Raw genomic sequence first — 26,625 nt, forward strand, 5'->3', positions numbered from 1 at the left:
CTACTTGTGGAGTTTGCCACCCTTAACGGGGTAGTTACACTCAACCTGTGAGCGTAACCAGCGCAGGTGCAGCCTTTAAAAAGGCTTTGGTTGAAGAATCCCCGCTTCAAATTATTGGAACTATCAACGCTAATCACGCTCTGCTTGCCAAGCGTGCAGGTTTTCGCGCAATCTATCTATCAGGTGGCGGAGTCGCTGCCGGATCTATGGGAATTCCAGATTTAGGAATCACAACGCTAGAAGATGTCTTGACAGATGTACGTCGCATTACCAATGTCTGCGATACCCCTTTGTTAGTTGATGCCGATACCGGTTTTGGTGCATCAGCATTTAACATCGGGCGCACAGTAAAAGATCTGATCAAGGCTGGTGCAGCTGCGATGCACATCGAAGATCAAGTGGGCGCAAAGCGTTGCGGACACCGTCCCAACAAAGAGATTGTTTCAAAGAATGAAATGGTGGATCGCATCAAGGCGGCAGTTGATGCTCGCACGGATGAGAACTTCCAGATCATGGCGCGCACAGATGCGATCGCTAATGAAGGCGTCGATGCAGCGCTGGATCGCGTTCATGCTTACATCCAAGCCGGCGCCGATTTAATCTTCCCTGAAGCAATTCGCACCTTAGAGGATTACAAGAAATTCTCATCCGCGGTTTCAAAGCCAATGTTGGCCAACATCACCGAATTTGGAATGACCCCCTTGTTTACTCGTGATGAACTAGCAGCCAATGGGGTGGGTATGATCCTGTACCCATTGTCAGCGTTCAGAGCGATGAATAAGGCGGCCGAGAACGTCTATACGGCGATTCGACGCGATGGAACCCAGTCCAATGTGATCGACACGATGCAAACGCGGGATGAGTTATACCAAGCCATTAATTATTATGAATATGAAAAAGTACTTGACCAAACACTAGGTAAAGACAACGGGTAGGGACCATGACAGAAATCAAAGTAAAGAAGTCAGTTGCACTCTCTGGAGTACCAGCGGGAAACACAGCGCTCAGCGCAGTAGGTGGAGCAGATCTTCACTACCGCGGATACTCAATCAAAGATTTGGCTGCTAATTGCCAGTTTGAAGAAGTCGCATACCTATTGGTCCATGGTGCGCTACCTACACAAGCACAATTAGACACATACAAAGCAAAGCTCAAGGGTCTACGCGGGCTGTCACCTCAGGTCAAGACTGTTCTAGAACAACTTCCAGCATCTGCCCATGCGATGGATGTTTTGCGTACAGGTTTTTCTGCAATTGGTGCGATCACACCTGAGTCAGCTAAGCACACACCCGAAGAAGCTCGCGATATCGCGGATTCGATGCTGGCAAAGACTGGTTCACTTCTAGGTTACTGGCACCACTTTGCAAATAGCGCAAAGCGTATTGAAGTAGAAACCGATGATGATTCAATCGGTGCGCACTTCTTGCATTTGCTACATGGCGAGAAGCCAAGTGCGCTGTGGGAAAAGGCGATGCACGCATCGCTAGTTCTATATGCCGAACACGAATTCAACGCTTCGACATTTACTGGACGAGTTATTGCAGGAACTGGTGCGGACATTTACTCATGTGTTACCGGCTCAATTGGTGCGCTCAGCGGTCCAAAGCATGGCGGCGCAAATGAAGTTGCGCTAGAAATTCAACTTCGTTACTCATCAGCTGATCAAGCCGAAGCTGACATTCGCAAGCGTGTAGATGCCAAGGAAGTTGTTATTGGTTTCGGTCACCCTGTGTACACAGTGTCAGATCCACGTAACGAGATCGTTAAGGTCCTGACAAAGGAACTTGCAATCGCTGCTGGCAAAGAGAACTTGTACGAGATTGCAGATCGTATCGAATCTGTGATGATGGAAGTAAAGAAGATGTTCCCTAACGTGGACTGGTTCTCTGCCGTTGCCTACGATGCAATGAAGATTCCGGTTAACTACTTCACGCCATTGTTCGTGATGGCACGTATTTCTGGCTGGACTGCTCACGTTATCGAACAACGCAATGACGGAAAAATCATTCGTCCAACAGCCACCTACGTTGGCCCAGAAGATTTAGCTTTTGTTCCAATCGAAAAGCGCTAATTAGTGTCTAGCCATGTAAGTCAAGGTAATCAGCCGTACGATCAAGTGATTATCGACATCGTCGATTATGCGCTGAACTACGAAATCACATCGCCGATTGCCTATGAAACTGCATGGAACTGCTTTATGGACACACTTGGCTGTGGTCTTGAAGCGCTCGAATACGAAGCCTGCACCAAGCTTTTAGGGCCAGTTGTTCCAGGTTTAACTGTGGCACATGGCGTAAAAGTTCCGGGCACCAAGCATGTTCTAGATCCAGTGCAAGGTGCATTCAATATCGGCGCAATGATTCGTTGGTTAGATTTTAATGACACCTGGTTGGCGGCTGAATGGGGACACCCATCAGATAACTTAGGTGCAATCCTTGCAACTGCCGATTGGTTGTCACGTACAACCGACAAAAAGTTCACCGTAAAAGATGTGTTAACGGCAATGATCAAGGCACATGAAATCCAGGGATGCATCGCACTTGAAAACTCATTTAACAAAGTCGGCCTAGACCACGTTATTTTGGTCAAGGTTGCATCAACAGCAGTTGTTGCACAGATGATGGGCCTAACCCGTGATCAAGCACTGGCTGCAGTCTCCTTGGCTTGGGTTGATGGGCAATCACTTCGCACATATCGTCACTTTCCAAATGCAGGGTCACGAAAGTCGTGGGCGGCAGGCGATGCCACATCTCGCGCAGTACGACTTGCATTGATCGCAAAGACCGGCGAAATGGGTTACCCATCTGCACTGACTGCAAAGACGTGGGGTTTTTATGATGTTTCTTTCAAGGGACAACCATTTAAGTTCCAGCGTGCTTATGGTTCCTATGTCATGGAAAACATTTTGTTCAAGATTTCATTTCCAGCAGAATTTCATTCACAAACTGGCGTAGAAGCGGCGATGACGATTTACCACCAGATGCAGGCAGCTGGTAAAACTTCTGACGACATTGCCAAGGTCACGATTCGCACCCACGAAGCATGTATTCGAATTATTGATAAAAAGGGACCGCTTAATAACCCAGCAGATCGCGATCACTGTATTCAGTACATGGTTGCCGTTCCGTTTATCTTTGGCCGACTAACTGCGCGTGATTATGAAGAAGACATCGCAGCTGATCCACGTATTGATGCCTTGCGCGAAAAGATTGTGTGCGTAGAAGATCCTGCCTACACCGCCGATTATCACAACCCTGAAAAACGCTCTATTGCCAACGCAATAACTGTCGAATTTACCGATGGCACCGTGTTTAACGAGGTTGCCGTTGAATACCCAATTGGCCATGCTCGTCGTCGCACCGAAGGCATTCCGCTGCTTATTGAAAAGTACAAGACTAATCTTGCTCGTATATATGATGCAGACAAGCAAAATAAGATCATTGACTTGTGTCTTGATTACAACAAGCTGGCAGCAACTCCAGTAAATGAGTTTATGGATTTGATGGCTCTTTAATGAGCGACATGTCGGCACAGGTGCGTCGTGCGCTAGATGTTGCCGTAGAAGCAATTGGTGGTTCACCCCGCGAAGGTCAGATTGAAATGGCTGAAGCGGTAGCTAACGCGCTAACTGATCGTCACCACTTAATGGTTCAAGCAGGTACTGGTACCGGTAAGTCCCTTGCTTATTTGATTCCCGGAATCGTGCATGGGCGCAAAGTCCTAGTCGCAACTGCAACCCTTGCCTTGCAACGCCAATTAGTCGATCGCGATTTACCGGCAGTTGTCCCAGCGTTAGAAAAAGAGTTAGGCCGCAAAATTTCTTACGCAATCTATAAAGGCGTCGGCAACTATGTCTGCCTGCAAAAGATGAACAGCGAAGATATTGATCCAGATACCGAACTAGTGATGGATGTTTCCTCACTTGAAAAAGATGCCAAGCGGTTAATTGCCTGGGCAAAAACCCCTGGTGTCACCGGAGATCGCGATGACGCACCCGAAGTAGACCGACGTGTGTGGGCAGCAAACAGCACATCTGGTCGCGAGTGCGTAGGCGCTGATGTGTGTGCTTTTGGTTCACAATGTTTTGCCGCGAACGCGAAAGCCAAAGCGCAGACCGCCGATATTGTCGTTACTAACCACACCTTACTTGCCATCGAAATTGTGGATTCGCACCCCATCTTGCCTGAACGCGATTGCGTGATTTTGGATGAGGCTCACGAATTTATGGATCGCGCAACGCAAGCGGTTACTGATGAACTTACTTCTAACCGAGTTCTGCGCGCTGCGGCAATGGCCCGAAAGTTCATGCCTGGCAAGCTTTCAGATGCATTCCACAAATCAGCTAATGATTTCCACGAATCTATGGTCGATTACGGCGAAGATGTGAAAGGGGATCCCACTGCGCAAGGCCGGTTAGAAGAGATTCCGCAATCCCTTGAATTTTCCATTCGGAAAGTCATGGAAGCATCAAAAGCAATCGTGCAGTATCTATCTGCCGATGATGAAATTATCGATACTGATGCCTTGGCAGAGCGCGCTCGTGTTAAGGGCGCGGTCAATGAGATTGCAACTACTGCCAGCACCTTGCTGAAAATGGGCGATGGTTTAGTGCTGTGGTATGAACCAACTTTTTCCACTCTTTATTTAGCACCTTTGTCAGTGTCAGAAGTTCTGCGCGAAAATCTTTTGACCCAAACACCAGTTATTGCAACTTCTGCGACCTTAACTATTGGTAAAGGCTTTGATTCGATGGCTAAGAGTATTGGCTTTTTGGTTAATGAAGAAATGAATGCGGACTTGAAGGATGGAGAAGTGGATCCAGCAAATGTTCAAATGCTAGATGTTGGATCTCCTTTTGATTTTGCTAACCAGGGTGTTTTGTATATGCCTAAGCATTTACCAGAGCCAGGTCGAGATGGACCAAGTCTGGATGTCTTAACCGAACTGGGCGAACTAATTGATGCTGCGGGTGGCCGAACTCTTGCGTTGTTTTCTTCATGGCGCGGAGTAGAAGCGGCAGATTTACATTTACGTAAAGTATTGGCAGAGCTACCTATCAAGATCATTACGCAAAAACGTGGCGATGCGGTGGGCCCACTTGTTGCTCGGTTTGCCCAAGATGAAACTTCGGTTCTTCTTGGAACTATGTCGCTGTGGCAAGGTGTTGATGTTCCCGGAAACAGCTGCATCTTGGTTGCTATCGATCGCATACCGTTTCCACGCCCCGATGAACCGGTCATGAGTGCACGTGCATCCCAAGCAGATGCGGCAGGTGGTAGCGGATTTATGCAGGTTTCCTTACCTAGAGCCGCACTTTTACTGGCTCAGGGCACCGGTCGTTTGATTCGATCCGTTGATGACCGGGGAGTAGTTGCGATCCTGGATTCACGAATTGTCACCAAACGATACGGAAGTGTTCTCCTTAACTCTATGCCACCTCTCTGGCGAACCTCAGAAAAGGCAGTGGTCATAGATTCACTGAGACGACTTCGTGAAAGCATGAAAGAATAATTTTATGCCTCGCATTGAAACTGAAACCCTTGCCGAGCATCGTGATTGGCGTCGTAATCAGCTAATCGATGCTGCTGCAAGTATTGCCATGGAATCAGGTGGCGCAGCAATCACTGTTGCCGCGGTGGCACAGCGTGCAGGCTTGTCTCGAACATCGGTGTATGAATACTTTGGAAGCGGATCTGAACTTGTTGCAGATCTAGTAATTGATGAACTACACAGTTTTGCAGAAACCCTTAACACTGCTGTTGCTGATTGCACAGATGCTCAGTGCATCGTTAGTTGTTGGGTAAAGGGAGCACTTACCTACATCGCTGATGGTCGTCACTTATTGGCTAAAGCGCTCAATGCAACGGCAATGCCACAATCTCGCGCACAACAAATCGGTATGGCTCACCGAGCTTTGATGGCACCACTAGTTAAAGCGGTTACAGATTTAGGCGTTAAAGATTCTCAACGCGCTTTATCTTTTATTCAGGCAATCACCGATGCATCAACAAAAAGAATTGAAGCAGGCCATGACGCAGAAGAAGAGATTGCTTATGCAACTAACTTCTGCATCAATGGCCTGATCAGCAAATAATTACTTTGCAGCTGTAAGTAACTTAGCAGTAAAACCCTCGTACAGCGCTTTTCTGCCTGCAGCTGTGGCAGTTATTTCACATTTTCCACGGCGCATTGTTAAAACCGAGCGAACAACTGAACATGAGCCAACCGCTTTGTACTTAACTCTTTCTCCAAAGTTCGTTGCGTTGGGCAGAGTTGTTTTGCTGAAAGCTTTAAGCGTTTCAGCAAGGGTGAAACTGCCTAGTGTTTGTGTGCCTAGCGTTAAGCGAATCGGCAAGATAACAGTGACGGGGGCTGCCGTGGCATTGCCAGCGCTGGTTACTGAAATTGCACATTCTCCTGATCCAGCCAACGGAGTTATCTGCTGACCATTTAACGCGCACGCTGGTGCAAGTGAACGGTAAGTCAAAGTTGCACCCGCTTTAGAAACTGCAGCCACTGTTGAAACCTGTCGGTAGCCAAGGGTTGCAGGTGTGCGGGTAGTAACGGCAACACCATTGATAGTGGCAGTTACTTCATCTGCGGCCAACGTAGTTGATCCAGCCACTGCTGCCTTGAAAGTCATCGGAAAGAATTGGTCTTCAGAAAGATCAGCCGGCACGGTGTGGTCAAAACGCATAAAGATTCCGCACTTAGAAACTGTGCAATCTACTGTGGTTGTTCCGACCAAAAAGCTTCCGGTTGGCTTAAAAGTAATCGCTGCGGTGGGCAGAAATGAAGCACCGCGGGCGGTGGAAATCCACAATTCAATTGCCTTGTTGCACAACGCAGAACGTGAACCAGCAGCTGCTTCAACACATTGCTGGATATACAAACCACCCTTTGCAGGAACATTTGAAAGCGTGATGTTAACTGTTGCGCCTTGATTATCAAGGTTAGTCAATGGTCCGCTACTAAACTTAGTTTCAGCAGCTTGGGCTGATACTGGTGACATGAGCGAAACAATTAGTGCAACAAGAACGAGCTTCTTCATTTTTCTCCTTATTTGATGGTGATGGGGATAAACAGATCTGAACTTCGATCATTGCTGCGCAAGTGATCGGCGCGCACTGTTATGGCGCACTTAACTTTGGTGCAATCAAACTTCCCTATTCTCTTGGAAATCTTTACTTTTTGAGTAAATCTGCCACCTGGCAAAAACTCTTCGGTTAAGCCAATTGCATACGGTGGGGGATTAGAGGAAATCCAAAAAGAGGCCTCACTCAGACCTGCCTTGTTGATTCCGCCGCCACATGGAGTTGGAGCTTTACCTTTTGCGGGGATGACACAAAATGCTAAATAGATGCCCACAGTTTCATCAAAGAAATTTCCTTTAACCGTTACGACCGAGCCGGCTTTTACGGTGGTTTTTGAAACCGACAAAGTTTGTCCCTGTGTGCCCTTGATGCTTGCTGCTGATGAAAGCGGCATGGAAGAAACAGTGATTGCCACAACTAGTGCCAATAATTTCTTCATGGCCAAACTCTAAATTAGCCACATAAAAGCCTTATCCGACAAGACACAGATATCTGTCGGAGAAAGTTTTGGCAGACTGCCCCCATGAGAAAAGTGGTGATTATCGCCCTTGCGCTGCTGCTTTCTGGCTGTGCCCAAAGCCCGGTTGCCAGTACTTACACAATTTCTCAGGATGATGTGAGATCGATTTCACTTACAACGGATGCATCATTAACGGTTTCCCGGGTCGTTGTTTTAGCAAATGGTGTCGCAGAAATTATTCAATCACTAAATGCGCAATCGATAATCGTCGGTCGAGATATTTCCAGCACCGAAGATTCACTAGCTGATATCCCAATTGTTACTTCTGGTCATCAGGTTTTGCCAGAAAAAGTGATTGCTCAGAAACCTGATCTTGTGTTGATCGATGCATCGACTGGACCTAAATCTGCAATTGAAACAATTAAGGCAGCTGGAATAACAGTTGTGCAGACTCCAGAAAGTTGGAACCTTAAGGATTTACCGGTCAAGGTACGCGCAGTAGGCCGCGCAATTGGTGCACAAGTTCAAGCTGAAGAATTAATCAAGCAAATGAACCAATCCCTCAACACATCAAAGGTAAAGAATTCACCGCGGGTGGCATTTTTGTATTTGCGGGGAACGTCATCGGTGTACCTAATTGGTGGCGCAGGATCTGGTGCTGATTCATTGCTGACTGCAATCGGTGCAATCGATGTTGGCGCACAAACTCTGGATCGGCCTTTTAATACCTTAACGGCTGAAAGCCTGGCTGCGTTAAACCCAGATGTAATTCTGGTGATGAGCAAAGGTTTGGAATCAGTTGGTGGAATAGATGGCTTGCTCAAACTTCCAGGTGTTGCCCAAACGCGTGCCGGTAAAAATTCAGCGGTGATCGATGTTGATGATTCTTTGCTCTTGTCCTTTGGTCCAAGAACGCCGTCATTAGTTGATGCCCTTGCTAAAGCTATGAATAAGGTTGCGCCATGAAAAAGTGGCTGCCAGCAGTTCTGCTAGTGGGCGCATTTGTGGGTTCTTTGTATCTAGGTGCAACCCAGATCGAAAACTTTTGGTCGGCGTTGTTTAATCCAGGTGCAAACGAAATTCTGTGGCAGATCAGGTTTCCGCGCGTAACCGCGGCGGTAATTGTTGGTGCAGCACTTGCCGTAGCTGGCTTATTAGCCCAAGGCGCGTGCAACAACGCGGTGGCAGAGCCAGCGATTCTGGGAACGGCCGCAGGTGCAGCATTTGGCGCAGTCATTGCAATTAGTGCAGGCCTTGTTCAAGTCGGAACAATCGGTGCAATCATTTGCGGAACAATCGGTGCGCTTCTGACAACTTCGTTGACCTTTAAATTGGCCGCAATTCGTGGGTCGCTTTCATCCTTTGGTTTAATCATTGTTGGAATCGCGGTATCTGCAATCTTTACCTCTTTTGTTGGAATCGCATCTGCTCTGGTTTCGCGCGCCGATGCACGGTCCATTTCTTTCTGGAGCTTTGGTTCCTTGGCGTTGATCACCCCCGATAATTTGATTGGTGTTGCAATCACAACGCTGATCGGCATTGCCATCGCATGGAAGATCGCCCCAGCACTTGATCGACTTTCCCTAGGAGATGCAACCGCATTTCACTTAGGGGTCAATGTTTCGCGAATCCGGTTGATTGCATTAATTGGGCTATCAATATTGGCAGGGGGCGCAGTAAGCACCGTCGGTTCAATCGCCTTTATTGGTTTAGCGGCGCCACATATTGCGCGCTTTATCTATGGCCCATCACACCGCAATTTGGTGGCACACAGCGCAGTTATTGGTGCGTTGATTGTTGTTGTGGCAGACACTGTCTCTCGAACTATCGCCCAACCCAACGAGCTGCCGATCGGTCTTGCGACCGCGCTCTTAGGTGCGCCAGTACTTATCGCGCTAGTTGCCTTTAAGAATAATGTTTGGAGAACTCAATGATTACCATCGATGAGATCACCATTGCCATTGATGGCCGCGAAATAATTTATGATTATTCCGAACAGATTCCGGCTGGATCAATTACTGTGATTGTTGGCCCCAATGGCTGCGGTAAATCAACTTTGTTGGCGGCAATCGCGGGGGATATTGCACCTGACAAGGGCACAATCACGATTGATGAACACCATCCAATTTTGACTTCAGCCAATGCCTTGGCAGGGATGCGTTCCATGGTGATTCAAAACCAAAGCTTTACTTTGGGTTTTACGGTTCGCCAAGTGATTGAAATGGCTGGTGATGCCCCCGAAGTAATGAAGGCCTTAGCCCTTACTGAAATTGCTGATCGATTAGTAACCACACTTTCAGGTGGCGAAGCCCAACGCGTAGCAATCGCACAAGCTATTGCCCAAAACACCCCAGTGCTTTTGCTCGATGAACCACTAGCGGCACAAGATGTTCAAAGTCGCGGCCGAATCATTGCGCTGCTGAAGGAATTAGCCGAACAAGGAAAGACAATTGTGGTTGTTGCCCATAGCAACGAAACCGAATTAAGTTGGGCCGATAAGGTTATTAAGCAGTTCCATTAGTTCGGGCCACGACTTTGCAAAGCTTGGATGCAGCGGCAATTCGTGAACATTCATAATTTCTACCCAGCGAACTTCGTGGGACTCATCATTTACTTCATGAGCAACTAGTTCAGCTGTGGCTTGGGCAATAACTGTTTCGTATTTCCAATCGCCGTGATCGTCGGTATATGTGTGCAAGGCAGTTAACAGCGAAGTATCGATTCCGGTTTCTTCAACCGCTTCCCGAAAAGCACCTTCAATTGTGCTCTCATGCGAATCTCGCGCCCCACCTGGGATGCCCCAGGTATCACCGTTGTGCACCCACGGCGCGCGGTGCTGCAACAAAATCTGACTTCCGCGCACAATCAAAATTCCGGCAGCGCCATTAAGACCCCAATGCTTATTTCCGCAGGCGCAATTGACCCATCCATCACCATCGCGCGCGGTCATGTTCGTAGCCTGTCACAACTATCCACAGTTAGCCGAGTGACTTCGCTGTTGCTCTGCTGCTCAATTTATGGTGCCGCACATGGTTACTTTGATTTTGATTGCCTCACTAGTTTTTACCGCTTTGATGACCCCAGCACAGGCTGATGGTTGCGCCGAAAAAGCCTGTATCAGTGTGTACACCGAGAACAACCAAATCATTATTGAAGCCAAAAGGGGTAACACAACTACTAAGAAAGCTATTGCCCAAGCTCCCAAAAAATCCACAGTAAAGCCAACCCCCAAACCAACTGTGCGACCTTTGTTTTTTCCACCTGTGCCAGCCAAAGTTGTTGTTACCAAGCCTTACGTAAAGCGCACCTATAAGCCACGTGTGAAAAAAAGTACAACAACGGTAAATCTGAGCGATCGATTAACAAAGCTGGTTCCAACTGCAGGTGTGGCCTATCAACCCGAATTTGAGCCACTCGTAAAAACTGATGTTTATTTCTGGTGCGACTTGCCAAGTATTTTTCAAAGCCGAGTCGACATCATCGGCGAAATTGTTGATGTCACGTTGCGCCCCTCATTTACCTGGAGCTTTGGCGATGGTGCTGTCTACACAACCACGGAAAACGGAGCCCCGTATCCCAATGGAACTATCCGGCATTCATACGCAAGATCCGGAAGTTATGTCGTAACTCTTTTGACCACTTGGAATGGTAGTTATACACATAACGCACAGGTACGGGCAGTTACAGGAACAGTAAAGAAGATCTCAGTTGCCGCAATAACAGTTGTTCAAGGGCCAACCCACTTCACAACCAGCAAAGGAAAATAATGACTACCGAAAACATCTATGTAAGTGTAATTGCGTTGCCATTGTCAACTGATGGCGAATTTATAGAAAGCGTCAACACCTTTGCGCTAACGCCAGATATGGCAGATCTCAATCTCCTGCAGCGAGATGGCGCTACCGCGGTGATTGATTTATCGATGCAGTTTGCTGATCGTGGTTATAACTGCGATGTCGAATTAATTTCACAAGTAGTCGGCAGGCTTTCTGATATTCAAGTTCGGGATTTCGCACTAGGGACACACAATGCGCAAACCTTTGATACCTATTGGAATATGTGGCTGTACTTGCTCCGCGTTGCCCCTGTGGGTTTTGTTGCCCCTGTTGCTTGCTTGTTTGCGACTCTGGCTTACGAGCGCGCAGATAGCGAGCTGGCTTATCGCGCATTAGATCGAGCAACTGCCGATGATCCAAAGTATGCGTTGACTATTTTGTTGCGCCGAGTCTTTGGTTCAGGCTGGCCGGCCGCGGCTTTTGCCGCAATGAGAATGGAACTTCACCCCAAAGTAACCGCTGGGATTTTTCAGGCCTAGTCGCTAGAATTACACCGTTCACGAGTCCTATGTATTAGCCCCGGCTTAGTAGGCGGCAACCCTCCACCGCGGCGGGGTGCTCCGGGTGACGAACAGGTCGGACTAATTGCAGCTAATGCAAAAAGTGCGACAAGTGTGGCTAAGGATGTTTATTGCAATGGTTTCAACAGGTGCATGGCTCGAAACAGATGATCCCGGTGAGCGTCAATTTGTTTCAATTGGTTCTTTACTTCTTGAAAATGGCGAAACTTTGCCTAATGTCACCATTGCTTATCAAACATGGGGTCAATTAAACGCCGCAAAAGATAATGCGATTTTAGTTAATCATGCGATGACTGGTTGGTCTGATGTTCCCGGGTGGTGGCCATCTATGGTCGGACCAGGAATGCCCTTTGATACCAACAAATATTTTGTTGTCTGTCCTAATGTCATTGGTGGTTGTCAGGGATCAACTGGGCCATCATCAATTGCACCTGATGGAAAACGTTGGGGTTCGCGTTTTCCAACGGTAACGATCAGAGACATGGTTAACGCCGAAGTTGCATTTACCGATGCGCTGGGAATTCAAAAGTACAAACTTGCTGTTGGTCCATCTCTTGGCGGAATGCGTGCCTTGGAATGGGCGGTGCAGTTGCCAGATCGAGTTGGCGCAATCTGCACCATTGGATCATCGGCAGTTGCAACTGGTGATCAAATTGGAACGGCATCAATTCAAATTCGTGCAATTAAATCCGATCCCAATTTCAATAAGGGCGACTATTACGAGCAAGAGCAAGGCCCTGATGAAGGAATGGGAATTGCCCGCCGGATTGCGCATCTGACATATCGAACTGAAGCTGAAATGGATATTCGATTTGGCCGCCAGATGCAGGGCGATGACACCGGACGTTATGCCGTTGAGTCATACCTGGACCATCAAGCCAGCAAACTTGCACAGCGCTTTGATGCAAACACCTATATCGCGCTGACAGAGGCGATGAACAGCCACGATATTGGGCGAGAGCGCGGAGGAGTGGCTGCTGCTTTGGCCACAATCAAGGTTCCAGTGGTCGCAGTATCGATTGATACCGACCGATTGTTTCCAGTGCGCTTACAAGCTGAGATCGCTGAATTAGCCCCCGCTGCAGCCCCGTTGGTGACCATTTCAAGCCCATTTGGCCATGACGGCTTCCTAGTGGAGGTCGAAAGTGTGGGAAATGTGATCCGAGAGGCTTTAAATCTGGCCAAATAGTGGGTTTGGATGTGCATTTACCCCTGTGGACAAATTATAATATAGCCATCGCTTCAGCGAATTCGTTGAAACAAATCAAAGGACAATTGTGGCTGTATTTAGTGCGCTCAAAAACAAGGTGAAGGCTAAGACTTCTTCTAAAAAAGAAGCACCTGTCGCTAAGAAAGCACCAGCGAAGAAAGCAGCGCCTGTGAAAAAGACTGCACCAGTTAAGAAAGCCGCAGTGAAAAAAGCAGCACCGGTAAAGAAGGCCGCAGTTAAAAAGGCCGCACCTGCAAAGAAAGCAGCGGCTCCAGTTAAGAAGGCAGTACCTGCCAAGAAGATTGAACTTAAAAAAGATTTATCAGCAAAAGATGTTCAACAGATTGTTGACGCCAAGAACGCGGTACTTCGCCAAAATGAAGTGTTGGCTGAACTTGATGCACGCGGTGTTACTTCGATTAACCGAATTCCAAAGAAGGCCGATAAAGATTTAGTTGACGAAGCACGCGCGCTCGCAACTGAAGTTCCAGTATTAGTTGAGAAGCTTCGTAAGTCTGGTTTAGGTTCACCATCTCGAATTCTGAAAAAAGCCGAATACGAACTTATTGCCCCAAAGCCAGAACCTGTTAAGGCCGTTGCGGCACCAAAGGTTGATGCAAAGACCGGTAAAGCAATTGTCACAAAGATTGATGGGGAAGAAGTAGAACTTGAAGAAGTTGAATTAGAAGATGTTGAAACCCTGATCAAGGAAGTTGTCGAAATTATCGACAGCGAAGAAGAAGACAAGGGAAATCAGCCACGTGTTGTAGATCTTGCCTCTGATGATGCAACTCAGGGAAATGAAGAGAATGCATTTACATTAAAGGCGTCTGAAGAAGATGATGCACCTGCTCAGACAGTTATGACAGCTGGTGCGACAGCAGATCCAGTAAAGGACTACCTGAAGCAGATTGGCCGCGTTGCGTTGCTAAACGCAGAGCTTGAAGTAGAGCTTGCAACACGCGTAGAAGTTGGTCTTTTCGCTGAAGAGAAGCTCAAGCATGAAAAGAAATTAGATAAGAAGTACAAGCGTGAACTTGAATGGCTTGTTGAAGATGGAAAGCGCGCAAAGAATCACTTGCTCGAAGCAAACCTTCGTCTGGTTGTTTCCCTTGCAAAGCGTTACACCGGTCGAGGCATGTTGTTCTTGGACTTGATCCAGGAAGGTAACTTGGGTCTTATCCGTGCGGTTGAAAAGTTCGACTACACAAAGGGTTATAAGTTCTCAACCTATGCAACATGGTGGATCCGCCAGGCGATCACACGCGCGATGGCTGACCAGGCTCGTACGATTCGTATTCCAGTTCACATGGTTGAAGTTATAAATAAGTTGGCTCGTGTACAGCGCCAGATGCTTCAGGATCTTGGTCGTGAACCGACCCCAGAAGAGCTAGCCAAGGAACTTGATATGACACCTGAAAAGGTGGTCGAAGTTCAAAAGTACGGTCGCGAACCAATTTCACTTCACACACCACTTGGTGAAGAAGGCGATTCTGAATTCGGTGATTTGATTGAAGACTCAGAGGCGGTAGTTCCAGCTGATGCGGTTTCATTTACTTTGCTACAGGAGCAGTTGCATTCAGTGCTAGACACCTTGTCAGAGCGTGAAGCAGGCGTTGTTGCAATGCGATTTGGTTTAACTGATGGACAGCCAAAGACACTTGATGAGATCGGAAAGGTTTACGGAGTTACTCGTGAACGTATTCGTCAGATCGAATCAAAGACAATGTCAAAGCTTCGTCACCCATCACGTAGCCAGGTTCTGCGCGACTACCTAGATTAAAAAGAAGCTAGAACAGTTATGGAAAACAATAAGGTTTTCATTAATCCAAAGAGTGGATCAATCCGCTTAACTGGAACGGTGGACATTGTCGATTCTGAAGGCAATGTCATTGAAACAATTGAAAACCCAAAGTTTTGTGGTTGTGGCCACTCACAAGAAAAGCCCTTCTGCGATGGTTCGCATAAGGGCTTTCTCGATAAGAAAGATTAGTTTTTAGATTCGATTAACTTTTCAGTTTCATCTTGAATCTTTGCAGCAATTGGTTTTAGCTTTTCAGCGTATTCCTTGCCGTGGTGAGCGCAGAACATCAATTCTCCGCCATTGAGAAGCACTGCACGGACGTAGGCCTGTGCGCCACAACGATCGCAACGATCAAGGGCGTTAAGAGGAACTGATTCAAGCAACAACTGTTCTGTCATTTTTCTCTCTCCGTTTCCGTGTACTGCCTTGCTTCTATGGAACAGGAAACCACATTTATTTATTCCCCGCTCGTTAATATTCATTTAATTTCACTAATTAACGCTGAATTAACTCTGAGAGTCGACAATTTCCAGTATTTGAGATGCGATCGGCGCGCTTACGCACGAAAATGGGGTGAGACGGATAATCTTTCGCCCCATGGCTGAGAAAGATGCAATTGCGACCCCTTTGCAAGATAGCTATACGGCTAAGGACCTGGCAGTCCTTGAAGGCCTTGATGCGGTTCGCAAACGTCCCGGAATGTATATCGGTTCAACGGATTCACGTGGCCTTATGCATTGCTTATGGGAAATCATCGATAACTCTGTAGATGAATCGCTGGCCGGTCACTGCAAGAAAATCGAAATTAATCTTGAATCAGATGGGTCCGTTGAAGTCCATGATGATGGTCGCGGAATTCCAGTAGATAAAGAACCAAAGACAGGTTTAACTGGTGTTGAAGTTGTTCTGACAAAACTTCACGCAGGTGGAAAGTTCGGTGGCGGATCGTATGCTGCATCAGGTGGTCTACACGGCGTGGGTGCATCTGTTGTTAACGCACTTGCATCTCGTTTAGATGTTGAAGTTGACCGTGATGGCAAAATTTACTGGATGTCATTCCAACGCGGAACTGCAGGAATCTTTGATGGTGATGGTCCTAAGGCACCTTTTGAGCCTAAGTCAGGTCTTCGCGTTATTGGAAAGATTTCATCAAAGATCACCGGAACTCGAATTAAATGGTGGAGTGATCGACAGATTTTCCTTAAGGAAGCAGAGCTAGATCTTGAAGATATTTACGCTCGCGCACGTCAAACTTCATACCTTGTTCCAGGTTTAACGCTGATTGTTAATGACAATCGCACCAAGACAAAGACAACTGAAACTTTCTTCCACAAGAGCGGTATCACCGAATACTGTAATTACCTGCAGCCAGATGAAGCCGTAGGCGATGTCATTCGTATTTACGGCACTGGGCATTACCAAGAAACAGTTCCTGTCCTTGATGACAAGGGCCATATGGTTTCAACTGAAGTAGAACGCGATATGGAAGTTGATATCGCGATGAAGTGGGGCAATGGTTTTGAGACCACCCAGCGCTCATTTGTAAACATCATTGCTACGCCAAAGGGCGGAACCCACGTTCTAGGTTTTGAGCGCGCACTAGTCAAGGTTGTCAATGAAGCTTTGCGATCAACTAAGACCTTGGCTAACAAAGAAATTGATGTCATCAAAGATGACGTACTTGAAGGTTTAACCGCAGTTGTCACCGTTCGTATGTCTGAACCACAGTTTGAAGGCCAAACCAAGGAAGTTTTAGGAACTGCAGCTGCAACTCGAATTGTTTCTGCAGTTGTTGCCGATAAGATGAAAGAGTATTTCAATACTTCAAAGCGCATTGATAAAGCCAATGGCCGCCTTGTTCTTGAAAAGATTGCTGCAGCATCTCGCACCCGTATCAGCGCACGTGCCCACAAGGATCTACAGCGCCGCAAGAACGCACTTGAATCATCATCGCTTCCTACAAAGCTTTCAGATTGTCGCTCAGAAGATGTAACACGTACCGAACTATTCATCGTAGAAGGTGACTCGGCACTTGGTACAACAAAGGCTGCTCGTAACAGCGAGTTCCAAGCAATCTTGCCGATTCGCGGAAAAATCCTTAACGTTCAGAAGGCATCACTTTCACAGATGCTAGAAGATAAAGAGTGCGGCTCGATTATTCAGGTAATTGGTGCTGGTTCCGGCAAGTCATTTGAATTAGATGAAGCCCGTTACGGCCGCATTATCTTGATGTCAGATGCTGACGTTGATGGTGCTCACATTCGTTGTTTGTTGTTAACCCTGATGTATCGCTATATGCGCCCACTGATTGATTCAGGCCGCGTATTTGCTGCGATCCCACCTCTGCACCGCATAGAAGTAATGGGCGGGGGAGGCAAGAAGGGCGAATACATCTACACATACAGTGATGATGAGATGAAGAAAGTAACCGAAGATCTTAAGAAGAGCGGCAAGCGTTGGAAGGAACCAATTCAGCGTTACAAAGGCCTTGGTGAAATGGATGCAGACCAGCTCCGTGAAACCACAATGGATCCAGATGCGCGCACTTTGCGTCGCATCACAGTTTCAGATGCCGCAGCATCAGAGGCAATGTTTGAACTGCTAATGGGTAGCGATGTTGCACCACGCAAGGAATTCATTGCTAACGCGGAAATCGACCGCGATCACATCGACGCTTAGTCAATCCAAACTTAGTCAATAGAGACTAAGTCGAAGTACTCCTCTTTCCACAAATCCTCATCGCCATCTGGCAACAAGATCACACGTTCAGGTTTTAGCGCTTGTACTGCGCCTTCATCGTGAGAAACCATGATTACGGAACCTTGGTATTCCGCCAATGCACCAAGAATTTCTGCGCGAGATGCTGGATCTAAGTTGTTAGTTGGCTCATCAAGTAGCAAAACATTTGCTGCCGATACAACTAGGACTGCCAAAGCTAAACGAGTCCGCTCGCCACCAGATAAAACCTTTACTGGCTTATGAACATCATCGCCAACAAACAGGAATGAACCTAAGGTATTGCGAGCTTCGGGTTCACGAATATCAGGGGTTGCAGACATCATGTTTTCAAGAATTGTTCGCTCGAAATCAAGTGATTCGTGTTCCTGGGCGTAGTAGCCGATTTTAAGGCCGTGACCATGTTCAACTTTTCCAGTATCTGATTCAAGTTCTCCAGCCAAAATTCGAAGCAGTGTTGTCTTTCCAGCACCGTTAAGTCCAAGAATTACAACACGTGAACCCTTATCAATCACGCATGAAACATCGGTAAAGATTTCAAGGGAACCATAATTCTTTGATAACTCTTCACCCGAAAGCGGCGTCTTGCCACATGGGGCAGGGGTAGGAAAGCGCAGCTTTGCAACCTTGTCTGCGACTCGAACATCATCAAGACCACTTCTAAGTTTTTCAGCACGACGCAACATACCTTGCGCCGCAGTCGCCTTGGATGCCTTTGCGCGCATCTTTTCGCCCTGCTTCTGCAAAATCTCTGCACGCTTTTCAGCGTTCGCACGCTCTTTCTTACGGCGATGCTCATCCTGTTCGCGCTGCAACAAATATGCCTTCCAGCCAAGGCTGTAAACATCGATGCAGTTACGGTTGGCATCTAAGTAGAAAACTTTGTTTACAACGGTTTCAATCAAGTTCACATCGTGAGAGATGATGACCAAACCACCTGAATACTTAGATAAAAACTCGCGCAGCCACATAATGGAATCAGCATCCAAGTGGTTAGTTGGCTCATCTAGCAAAAGGGTTTCAGCACCACTAAAGAGAATGCGAGCTAGTTCGATACGACGGCGTTGACCACCGGAAAGGGTAGATAGTTCATTAGAAAAGACCGCTTCAGATACGCCAAGAGATGTTGCAATCGCTTCGGCTTCTGCCGTTGCCGCATAACCACCGGCTGCAGAAAATTCTGCTTCAACGCGGGTGTAGCGATCCATTGCTTTTTCTAGCGCTTCACCTTGCGCCGTTGCCATCTCTTCTTCAACTGATCTCATGCGAGCTGCGATCTGATCCAAATCACGCGCAGAGAGAATGCGATCAATAACGGTTCCTGGTTCATCGCCAGTGCGCGGATCCTGCGGAAGGTAACCAATTTTTCCAGTGCGATTAACCGCACCACCCGCCGGCATAGTTTCACCAGCTAATACTTTTGCAAGGGTTGATTTACCAGCACCATTTCGACCAACAAAACCGATGCGGTCACCGCTGTTAATGCGAACAGTTACGCCTTTAACAAGAAGGCGAGCACCTGCACGTAATTCGAGCGCTTGGGTTGAAATCACACCCAAGTCTATCGGCTGGGTTTAGGCTGCACCAATTCGAGTACGACGAGGTGCTGCATATGACTTTCCAACCGCAGTTAATTCATCAGAAACTTGAGCTTTGATTGCATCTTCACTCTTTAGCAACTTAGTCAGCGCAGCAATAGTGGTTTTGAGTTCCTTTTGCTCTGTTTCTAGTTCGATCTTGCTCATCTTGGTCAAACGACGAAGTGGCATATCCAAGATATATGTTGCCTGTTCATCATTTAACTTAAAGTCTTTAATCAGCTTATCTTTAGCTGCGGCTGCATCATCGCTGCCGCGAATGATCTTGATGACCTTATCGATATCAATGATTGCCTTGAGCAAACCATCAACTAGACCTAATCGACTTTCCGCTTTTGCCTTGCGGAACTCGGAACGGCGACGAACAACTTCGATGCGGTGATCGATGAATACTTTCAGTAATTCTTTAAGTCCCAGAGTTTGTGGACGACCCTTAACCAAGGCAACGGCATTGATTGCAAATGCATCTTCCATAGGGGTTAGTGCATAGAGCTTTTCAAGAACCTCTTCCGGCTCAAAACCATTCTTAATTTCAATAACAACATTTGTGCCGGTCTGGCCATCAGAAAGATCGATGATGTCGCTGATTCCCTGAATCTTTTTGGCCTTTACCAGGGCTGCAATACGTTCTACAACCTTTTCAGGTCCGATTGTGTATGGAAGCTCTTTAATGACGATACCCATCTTGCGAGAGGTAACCTTTTCAATTTCAACAGTTGCGCGAACCTTAAATGATCCTTTTCCAGTTGCATACGCTTCACGCACACCATCTAGTCCAACGATTTCTCCGCCTGTTGGAAAATCTGGTCCCGGCACAAACTTCATCAACTGCTTAACAGTTGCTGCTGGATTCTCAATCAGAAACTTGGTTGCAGCGATTACTTCGCTCAAGTTATGCGGAGCCATGTTGGTTGCCATACCCACAGCAATTCCAGAGCCACCATTTACAAGAAGGTTTGGATAAGCCGCTGGTAGAACAATTGGCTCAGATAGTGCGCCGTCATAGTTCGGACCAAAATCAACTGTGTCTTCATCGGCTTCGGCAACCATAGACATTGCAGCCGGTGCCAAACGAGCTTCGGTGTAACGCATTGCTGCAGGGCCTGCATCAAGTGATCCAAAGTTTCCGTGACCATCGATTAGCGGTAATCCCATTGAGAAACTTTGCGCCATACGAACCAAAGCATCATAAATTGCGCCATCACCATGTGGGTGCAACTTACCCATTACTTCACCAACAACACGTGCGCTCTTTACATGTCCACGTTCTGGGCGTAGACCCATGTCTGCCATCTGATGAAGAATGCGGCGGTGAACTGGCTTTAAACCATCACGTGCATCAGGAAGTGCACGTGAATAAATAACTGAATATGCGTACTCAAGAAAAGATTCTGAAACCTCTTTGGAAACATCGATGTCGACGATCTTTCCTGGATATTCACCGGGCTTTGGTCCAGCGGGTTTCTTACCTTTGGCCGCAGATTTCGCGGGAGTCTTCGCAGTTGCCATTGGGGCATTCTGCCAAGAGTCAGGCTTAATTTAGGGGAGGGCGCGCCCCAACTGATGAAACACACTTTGCTGCCAATGCCGCACCGGCAGTAAGAGCTTGAGTCAGATCACTTGTTTCTAGCCACTTCGGAATAAATCCAGCAGCAAATGAGTCTCCAGCACCTGTGGTGTCAACAACATTGGTTGTCACTGCAGAAACCTTGGCCTTGTGTGAACCATTAATCGCCATCGCACCCTTTGAGCCCAATTTAATGACAACAAGTGGGGTGATCTTTGCAAGATTTTCTTCAGCGGTTTCAACATCAGTTGAATCTCCAAGATACAAGGCTTCTTCGCTGTTGAGCAAAATTCCATCCATCAAACCAACCCATGAGAGAACTTCTTCTCGACTAACAATCTTCATGGCACCAGTTGTAGTTGGATCAAAAAAGATTGGCTTACCAGTTGCTTTAATTTTCTTAATCATTGCAAGAACTGCATCGCGGCTGCGGAAATCCAAAAGCGCATACCCTGATAGATAGACACCATCAATATCATCAAGTGAAGGTAAATCAGATGCTTCAAGGTCAGCATTTGCTCCATTGTCCGGGAACATTGTGCGCTCACCATTTGCATCAACTAAAATCACAACAACACCAGTTGGGCGTCCGCTATGCATCAAATTAAGGTGTTCTACGCCGTACTTATCCAAGTCAGAAATCAAGGCAAAACCAACAGGATCATTGCCTGTACGTGCGACTAAATGCGCCTTTGAATTGGTGCGGGTAATCCACGTTGCAACATTTGCCGCCTGCCCACCTGGGTGGCTTGAAATTTTACTTGCAGTGTCATTGCCGTAATTGATGGGCTCTTTGAGCTGAGAAATTACATCCAGCGCTAAATCGCCAATACAGAGAATCTTTTTCATTGAAGTGCCACCGCGATCTGTGCACCCAGTAGACAGTTCGCCTTGATAATTTCAGTGTTAATCGCGAGTGATTCACCTTGTGAAGTTGTATGGAAATGTTCGAGCAAGAAAGGGGTCACATTCTTGCCAACTACACCTTGCTTGTGCGCTTTCTCAAGTCCTGATTTCAAAATCTCATCATGTCTGGCCTTGTTCATCTCTTTGACAACTGGGTTTGCAACGACAAGTGCTTTATTTAAAGTGCCAACTGCGCCACGCGCCTTGATGATTGCCGCGATTTCAGCTGGCGAATTAACTCGATGTTCAAGGGTGTATCCAGAATCGGTCAAATAGAAACCTGGGAAGGCATTGGTCTTGTAACCAACCAAGCTGATTGCCAAAGTTTCTAGTCGCTCTAATGTGGCTGGCACATCCAAAATTGATTTAACGCCCGCACAAACCATGGTCATATCTACATTTGCTAATGCAGTCAGATCTGCAGATTCATCAAAGGATTCATTAGCCCCGCGGTGTACGCCTCCAAGGCCACCCGTTGCAAAAACATGAATTCCGGCCATTGCTGCAATGTGCGCCGTTGCCGCAACTGTTGTTGCCGCGCTTTTTCCTTGGGCGATGATGATTGCTAAATCACGAATTGATGCTTTAGAAATATCGTCTCGGTTGGCAATAGCCTCTAGTTCGGCACCTTCTAATCCGACCAAAATTTTTCCATCAAGCAAGGCAATAGTTGCTGGAACCGCACCTGCATCACGAACAATTCGCTCGCATTCAAGGGCTACTTCTAGATTGGAAGGACGTGGCAAGCCATGGCTAATAATCGTTGATTCCAGAGCAACGATTGGCTTTCCGGCCTTGATAGCAGCCGAAACTTCGGCAGATAGCTTGATCGCTTTTTCCATAGCCAAACTCTAGTGCACTCTCATGGGAAGATAAGCACGTGCATTTGTCCCAGATAACTCCCTCTATCTTTTCTTCCCTCGGGTTAGACAGTGCTGTCGATCACTTGGCAATGGGTCAGTCGCCGATGGGACGCGAACTGCTATTTCTAATTGATGGATTTGGTTTTGACACTCTGTCAACGTATGCCGAAGTTATGCCAACCATGAGCCGCATGATTAACTTTGGAAAAATTCATACAGCTTTTCCTTCAACCACCGCGACATCACTTGCAACGCTAACAACCGGAGAACTTCCCGGAGTTCACGGAATGTTGGGGTACACAGTTCAAGTACCGCGCAGCGGAGGCCGGCTGCTAAATGCACTGAAATGGGATGAACGTGTAGATCCCGAAAATTGGCAACCAGTAGAAACACTTTTTGAACGTGCAACAAAAGTTGGAATCAATGTCACACATGTTGCTGCCAAGCGCTATGAAAATTCGGGTTTTACTCGCGCGGTGTTTCGTGGCGCGCAATACAAAGGCGCGAATATTGTCACAGATTTAGTAAGTGAAACTAAGCAAGCACTTCAGAAGACTCCTTCCTTTGTATACCTATATGTAAATGATTTAGATTCGGCAGGTCATTCAGATGGTGTCGGTAGTGATAAGTGGATTGCCGCACTGGCTGCAATTGATCAAATGGTTTCGCAGTTAATGAAGGAAGTTCCTAAAGGAACACGGATCTGGGTTACTTCAGATCACGGAATGATTAATGTTGAAGAAAAAATCATTATTGGACAAGACAATCCTTTGCTTACTGGAGTCAGCGTTGTTGCAGGAGAACCACGTGCACGACACATTTATTTGACCGAAGATTCAGTTCAGGCACGTGTCGATGCAGCTGGTGTGTGGCAACAGTATTTGCACGATAAAGCGCTAGTCCTTACCCGCGAACAAGCGATATCAACCAATCTTTTTGGGGCGAATTTAAGCTCTGATTCAATCGATCGCATGGGCGAAGTAATTGCGATAGCCCGCGGCGGTGTAATTCTTGTAGATGCTGATCGCGACGATAAAGAAGGCGCAATGGTTGGACATCATGGAGGAGATAGTGAGATTGAATCTCAGGTCGGATTACTTACAACTACTTTGAGCTAGCAAGGCAAAGTTTTTACTTATTGTCCTCTGGCTTTATGCCGAACATAATTTCATCCCAGCTTGGAACCTTGGCGCGTGCGGTGATTCCATCGCGTGTGGCTTCATCATCTGGCTCTTCACGAATAACTGCTAGGCGGGGAACCTCGCGAATAGGTTCAATCTCTTCTTCAAGCTCTTGTTCAAGTGATTCTTTCCGGAACTCGCTGTACACATCAATAATGCGACGCTCGGAGGGGTGAGAACTCTCGGTGGGAATCAACGCTGGCGTTGGAAGTTGGCGCGGAGCAGGATCATCACCCATCATCCAGCGGGCGTTTTCATCCATAGAAGTCACAGTGCGCAAGGTGGAATCAAAGTTCCATTGCGCAATTCCAATACCTGAACTGTTTGGGTAATGAAGTTCTAAAGTCCAGGTGCCATCTTCTAAGCGCCATGTGTCCCATGACAATTCAGATGAATCAATGTTGCGGGGAGCTAAACGCGAGATAACTACGCCTAGCAAAGTAACTGCGTCGCGCCCGCCTTCTTTGCGGATAACAATCTGTTGAGCTTGATCAATGATGTAGATGCGTTCAGAAAGAATTGGTCCAGCAAATCGTTCGATCTTTTCAATAGTTGTGTTGTTCTCTCGAGCAATTTGTTCTGCAGTTTGTCCTGCACGTAGCAATCGCTGAATCTCTTTAATGGAAATACTTGGCTCATCAGAAGATGGAACCGCCATCAATCTTTGCTGATTAACAGTTGCGCGCAATGTGTCACTGACTCGTACAGTGAATTCATTTCCATCATTGTCATGCAAAGACAGGTACAGACCATCCTCGGTCTTTCCGTCTAGTCGTAGCTCAGTCACGAGCATGAGGGTAGCCGATGAGGGCCTTATAAGTACGGAAATACGGAAGCGTGGCTGCACATGCCGCAATCATAAATCCCAGAGGTACCCAAAATGCGATGTCGGAACCAAACCGATCGATGATTTGGCCGGACAAAGCACTAGCTAGTGCTCCACCCATAGGCATTCCTGCAACAACCCACGTCAAAGTCTCAGTAATTTGATCCGGCGGTACTGCACCTTCTGCAACGCCGTATGCATTGATCACTAATGGTGCAATAGCAAAACCGTTAAAAAATAAAGCAACTGCCAGCCATCCCAAGGTGTGTGTAAATAACATGGGGACACACAGGGCAGTAAGTAAGAATAAGAAAATCAAGAAGCGGGTTGCGCTAGATGACTTCCATTTGATGGCGCCGTTGATAATTGCAGCGATTCCGCTTCCGAAAGCCCAAATGGCTAACAGCAGACCAGATTTATCTGCTTGACCGCGTTGTTCTGCAAAAGCAACAGTGACAATTGCGATCGATCCGAAAAAACCACCAAGCAATGTTGTGGCAAGAACTATCGCTTGCACTCGTTTGTTTCGAATTACCGCTGGATGGGGATCAATTATTCGTTTAGGAGTAGATGGTGGCTCAGTTGATTTTTGCATGACAAACAAAGGAACACCGACTGCCAAAAAGAAGATTCCAGCCATCATTCCAGCAGCTGGTGAAATGGTTGTGGCACAGGCGGTGACAATGATTGGACCCAAGATAAACACAACTTCGTCCATCAGCGCTTCAAAGGAATATGCCGTGTTCACTAAGTGACGATCTTGTTCATCTTCGGCGGTACTTGATTTATCTGGACTTAAAACATGTAACCAGCGGCGACGAACTAATCCGCCGGTATTGACTGACATTGATTCAGCAATAATGATGCTCACAAACCAAGTCCACGTTGGTGCTTGATTCAAAACTAAAAACGTGAAAAGACAAAGCCCGGCAACCTTAATCGGAATAACACGCACCAACATGGCGCTCTGGCCAATTCGATCAGCAACACGTGACCAATGTGGCGTAGCAAATGCCATAACAACTGAAGCTGTTGCACTAAGTGCACCAGCAATCGCATAAGAATCACTTGCAGCAACTACGATAAAAATTAAGGCAAGAGAATCCATGGAAATTGGCATGCGCGCAATCAATCCAGATATCGAAAATTTAAGGGCCCCAGGGGTTTTAACTATCGTGGAATACCCTGAGAACATAGGCAAGAGTCTATCTCGCCATTAGACTGGGTTCATGACCGATTCCAAGGAATTGCTTGAACTTGCGCTAAAGATTGCTCGACAAGCAGGTGATCTTTTGGTTAATCGACCAGCGTCGTGGGACTTAACTGTTAAATCAACTGCAATTGATATAGCAACGCAGATGGATCTAGCTAGTGAAAAATTAATTGTCGAAAGTATTTTGGCGGCGCGCCCCGACGATGGAATCATCGGAGAAGAAGGAACATCTCGCGCCAGTAAGAGCGGAATCACTTGGGTGATTGATCCCGTAGATGGCACCGTCAATTATTTCTACGGATTACCTGGCTGGGCAGTCAGCATCGCTGCAAAAGATGAGAATGGAACATTGGTTGGCGTAGTTCACAGTCCTACCGTTCAATCAACCTGGCATGCAAGCAAAGGTGGGGGAGCATTCCTTAATGATGTGAAGATTGCGTGCAACAATCCCGTAGAACTAAATCGCGCGCTATTTTCAACGGGCTTTGCCTACGATGTAAAAGATCGCATCGAACAGTTAAAGATTGTGAATGTACTTATTCCACAGATTAGAGATTTACGCAGAATTGGTTCTGCCGCCGCCGATATCTGCCATGTGGCTACGGGTCTGGTTGATGGCTACTTTGAAACTGGGTTGCATGAATGGGATTTAGCCGCAGCTGAGCTGGTCGCCCGAGAAGCCGGGGCGGTTGTGACGACGCACCCATGGCATGGGCTGAATCTGACCCTGGCTGCCGGCCCACACCTGTACGAGGCGCTCAAAGCGTCCATCCCCCAGTAGGCGCAGACGCGATTTACGCTTCCGAGCGT

General features: G+C 47.2%; 25 protein-coding genes, 1 pseudogene and 1 riboswitch. Of the genes and pseudogenes, 16 read left to right on the forward strand and 10 right to left on the reverse strand.

Features of this window, described 5'->3' with window-relative positions; translation table 11 throughout:
• The first annotated feature begins 47 nt into the window (after nucleotides 1-47).
• From prpB to AC9UC2_RS04680, 5 genes are read left to right on the forward strand one after another with little or no spacing between them, the layout of a single operon-like run.
• The gene (gene prpB, locus AC9UC2_RS04660; RefSeq protein WP_509525800.1) at nucleotides 48-935 is read left to right on the forward strand and encodes a methylisocitrate lyase; all 888 of its coding nucleotides are present in this window, start codon (nucleotides 48-50) and stop codon (nucleotides 933-935) included.
• A gap of 5 nt (nucleotides 936-940) precedes the next feature.
• Nucleotides 941-2,071: a bifunctional 2-methylcitrate synthase/citrate synthase gene (gene prpC, locus AC9UC2_RS04665; RefSeq protein WP_509525802.1), complete on the forward strand. Its 1,131-nt coding sequence runs from the start codon at nucleotides 941-943 to the stop codon at nucleotides 2,069-2,071.
• A 3-nt stretch (nucleotides 2,072-2,074) separates the two neighbouring features.
• Nucleotides 2,075-3,514, forward strand: a complete 1,440-nt coding sequence (locus AC9UC2_RS04670; RefSeq protein WP_509525804.1) for a bifunctional 2-methylcitrate dehydratase/aconitate hydratase — start codon at nucleotides 2,075-2,077, stop codon at nucleotides 3,512-3,514.
• Nucleotides 3,514-5,511, forward strand: coding sequence for an ATP-dependent DNA helicase (locus AC9UC2_RS04675; protein WP_509525806.1), 1,998 nt, complete (start codon nucleotides 3,514-3,516; stop codon nucleotides 5,509-5,511). The genes AC9UC2_RS04670 and AC9UC2_RS04675 overlap by 1 nt, the downstream gene beginning before the upstream one ends.
• Nucleotides 5,512-5,515: 4 nt before the next feature.
• Nucleotides 5,516-6,094, forward strand: coding sequence for a TetR/AcrR family transcriptional regulator (locus AC9UC2_RS04680; protein ID WP_509525809.1), 579 nt, complete (start codon nucleotides 5,516-5,518; stop codon nucleotides 6,092-6,094).
• Here AC9UC2_RS04680 and AC9UC2_RS04685 read toward each other — a convergent pair whose 3' ends face one another.
• Nucleotides 6,095-7,051 (reverse strand): hypothetical protein, encoded by a 957-nt coding sequence (locus AC9UC2_RS04685; protein ID WP_509525812.1) that lies wholly within the window; start codon nucleotides 7,049-7,051, stop codon nucleotides 6,095-6,097.
• Between the two features lie 8 nt (nucleotides 7,052-7,059).
• Nucleotides 7,060-7,533: a hypothetical protein gene (locus AC9UC2_RS04690; protein WP_509525814.1), complete on the reverse strand. Its 474-nt coding sequence runs from the start codon at nucleotides 7,531-7,533 to the stop codon at nucleotides 7,060-7,062.
• Nucleotides 7,534-7,617: 84 nt separating this feature from the next.
• Between AC9UC2_RS04690 and AC9UC2_RS04695 the strand changes: the two genes are divergently transcribed.
• Genes AC9UC2_RS04695 through AC9UC2_RS04705 form a run of 3 tightly spaced genes read left to right on the forward strand, consistent with a single transcriptional unit; the run spans nucleotide 7,618 to nucleotide 10,075 of the window.
• Complete coding sequence (locus AC9UC2_RS04695; protein WP_509525816.1) at nucleotides 7,618-8,520, forward strand: heme/hemin ABC transporter substrate-binding protein; 903 nt, start codon at nucleotides 7,618-7,620, stop codon at nucleotides 8,518-8,520.
• On the forward strand, nucleotides 8,517-9,488 hold the full coding sequence (locus AC9UC2_RS04700) for a FecCD family ABC transporter permease (protein ID WP_509525818.1): 972 nt from the start codon (nucleotides 8,517-8,519) through the stop codon (nucleotides 9,486-9,488). Before AC9UC2_RS04695 ends, AC9UC2_RS04700 begins: the two co-directional genes overlap by 4 nt.
• Nucleotides 9,485-10,075 carry an ABC transporter ATP-binding protein gene (locus AC9UC2_RS04705; RefSeq protein ID WP_509525820.1) on the forward strand — a complete coding sequence of 197 codons (591 nt, stop codon included), beginning with the start codon at nucleotides 9,485-9,487 and terminating at the stop codon, nucleotides 10,073-10,075. Before AC9UC2_RS04700 ends, AC9UC2_RS04705 begins: the two co-directional genes overlap by 4 nt.
• On the opposite strand, the gene AC9UC2_RS04710 is transcribed toward AC9UC2_RS04705, so the two are convergent.
• Complete coding sequence (locus AC9UC2_RS04710; protein ID WP_509525822.1) at nucleotides 10,037-10,504, reverse strand: NUDIX hydrolase; 468 nt, start codon at nucleotides 10,502-10,504, stop codon at nucleotides 10,037-10,039. The genes AC9UC2_RS04705 and AC9UC2_RS04710 overlap by 39 nt on opposite strands.
• A 79-nt stretch (nucleotides 10,505-10,583) precedes the next feature.
• Between AC9UC2_RS04710 and AC9UC2_RS04715 the strand changes: the two genes are divergently transcribed.
• From AC9UC2_RS04715 to AC9UC2_RS04735, 5 genes are all read left to right on the forward strand, one after another.
• On the forward strand, nucleotides 10,584-11,321 hold the full coding sequence (locus tag AC9UC2_RS04715; protein WP_509525825.1) for a PKD domain-containing protein: 738 nt from the start codon (nucleotides 10,584-10,586) through the stop codon (nucleotides 11,319-11,321).
• Nucleotides 11,321-11,869, forward strand: a complete 549-nt coding sequence (locus tag AC9UC2_RS04720; protein ID WP_509525827.1) for a DUF4192 family protein — start codon at nucleotides 11,321-11,323, stop codon at nucleotides 11,867-11,869. The genes AC9UC2_RS04715 and AC9UC2_RS04720 overlap by 1 nt, the downstream gene beginning before the upstream one ends.
• Nucleotides 11,870-11,885: 16 nt before the next feature.
• A riboswitch (SAM riboswitch) is annotated at nucleotides 11,886-12,011 on the forward strand.
• Nucleotides 11,985-13,100 (forward strand): homoserine O-acetyltransferase MetX, encoded by a 1,116-nt coding sequence (metX, locus tag AC9UC2_RS04725; protein ID WP_509525829.1) that lies wholly within the window; start codon nucleotides 11,985-11,987, stop codon nucleotides 13,098-13,100. (Overlaps the previous riboswitch by 27 nt.)
• 88 nt (nucleotides 13,101-13,188) lie before the next feature.
• Nucleotides 13,189-14,904 (forward strand): RNA polymerase sigma factor, encoded by a 1,716-nt coding sequence (locus tag AC9UC2_RS04730; RefSeq protein ID WP_509525831.1) that lies wholly within the window; start codon nucleotides 13,189-13,191, stop codon nucleotides 14,902-14,904.
• An 18-nt stretch (nucleotides 14,905-14,922) separates the two neighbouring features.
• Nucleotides 14,923-15,114: a CDGSH iron-sulfur domain-containing protein gene (locus AC9UC2_RS04735; protein WP_509525833.1), complete on the forward strand. Its 192-nt coding sequence runs from the start codon at nucleotides 14,923-14,925 to the stop codon at nucleotides 15,112-15,114.
• Here AC9UC2_RS04735 and AC9UC2_RS04740 read toward each other — a convergent pair.
• Nucleotides 15,111-15,323: a DUF7455 domain-containing protein gene (locus AC9UC2_RS04740; RefSeq protein ID WP_509525835.1), complete on the reverse strand. Its 213-nt coding sequence runs from the start codon at nucleotides 15,321-15,323 to the stop codon at nucleotides 15,111-15,113. The two genes, AC9UC2_RS04735 and AC9UC2_RS04740, sit on opposite strands and share 4 nt — an antisense overlap.
• Nucleotides 15,324-15,522: 199 nt before the next feature.
• Between AC9UC2_RS04740 and AC9UC2_RS04745 the strand changes: the two genes are divergently transcribed.
• Nucleotides 15,523-17,604, forward strand: a complete 2,082-nt coding sequence (locus tag AC9UC2_RS04745; protein ID WP_509525838.1) for a DNA gyrase/topoisomerase IV subunit B — start codon at nucleotides 15,523-15,525, stop codon at nucleotides 17,602-17,604.
• Between the two features lie 11 nt (nucleotides 17,605-17,615).
• Here AC9UC2_RS04745 and abc-f read toward each other — a convergent pair whose 3' ends face one another.
• The 4 genes and pseudogenes from abc-f to AC9UC2_RS04765 all read right to left on the reverse strand — a co-directional run bounded on the left by abc-f (nucleotide 17,616) and on the right by AC9UC2_RS04765 (nucleotide 22,574).
• Entirely contained in the window at nucleotides 17,616-19,214 is a 1,599-nt protein-coding gene (gene abc-f, locus AC9UC2_RS04750) for a ribosomal protection-like ABC-F family protein (protein ID WP_509525840.1), read from the reverse strand.
• 39 nt (nucleotides 19,215-19,253) lie between these two features.
• Nucleotides 19,254-20,768: pseudogene (locus tag AC9UC2_RS04755) on the reverse strand (DNA gyrase/topoisomerase IV subunit A); the annotation flags it as partial.
• A gap of 25 nt (nucleotides 20,769-20,793) precedes the next feature.
• Nucleotides 20,794-21,675: a carbohydrate kinase family protein gene (locus AC9UC2_RS04760; RefSeq protein WP_509525843.1), complete on the reverse strand. Its 882-nt coding sequence runs from the start codon at nucleotides 21,673-21,675 to the stop codon at nucleotides 20,794-20,796.
• Complete coding sequence (locus tag AC9UC2_RS04765) at nucleotides 21,672-22,574, reverse strand: pseudouridine-5'-phosphate glycosidase (RefSeq protein ID WP_509525846.1); 903 nt, start codon at nucleotides 22,572-22,574, stop codon at nucleotides 21,672-21,674. The genes AC9UC2_RS04760 and AC9UC2_RS04765 overlap by 4 nt, the downstream gene beginning before the upstream one ends.
• A 110-nt stretch (nucleotides 22,575-22,684) precedes the next feature.
• Here AC9UC2_RS04765 and AC9UC2_RS04770 point away from each other — a divergent pair, with 110 nt between their 5' ends.
• Nucleotides 22,685-23,713, forward strand: coding sequence for an alkaline phosphatase family protein (locus tag AC9UC2_RS04770; protein ID WP_509525848.1), 1,029 nt, complete (start codon nucleotides 22,685-22,687; stop codon nucleotides 23,711-23,713).
• A 13-nt stretch (nucleotides 23,714-23,726) separates the two neighbouring features.
• Here the strand turns inward: AC9UC2_RS04770 and sepH are convergent, their stop codons facing one another.
• Both sepH and AC9UC2_RS04780 read right to left on the reverse strand, forming a co-directional pair.
• Nucleotides 23,727-24,563, reverse strand: a complete 837-nt coding sequence (sepH, locus tag AC9UC2_RS04775) for a septation protein SepH (RefSeq protein ID WP_509525851.1) — start codon at nucleotides 24,561-24,563, stop codon at nucleotides 23,727-23,729.
• Nucleotides 24,556-25,797, reverse strand: a complete 1,242-nt coding sequence (locus AC9UC2_RS04780) for an MFS transporter (RefSeq protein WP_509525853.1) — start codon at nucleotides 25,795-25,797, stop codon at nucleotides 24,556-24,558. Before AC9UC2_RS04780 ends, sepH begins: the two co-directional genes overlap by 8 nt.
• A 34-nt stretch (nucleotides 25,798-25,831) precedes the next feature.
• Here AC9UC2_RS04780 and AC9UC2_RS04785 point away from each other — a divergent pair, with 34 nt between their 5' ends.
• Nucleotides 25,832-26,596: an inositol monophosphatase family protein gene (locus tag AC9UC2_RS04785; protein ID WP_509525855.1), complete on the forward strand. Its 765-nt coding sequence runs from the start codon at nucleotides 25,832-25,834 to the stop codon at nucleotides 26,594-26,596.
• Nucleotides 26,597-26,625: the final 29 nt, after the last annotated feature.

The organism is Candidatus Planktophila sp. (assembly GCF_036734405.1).
GTDB lineage: Bacteria > Actinomycetota > Actinomycetes > Nanopelagicales > Nanopelagicaceae > Planktophila.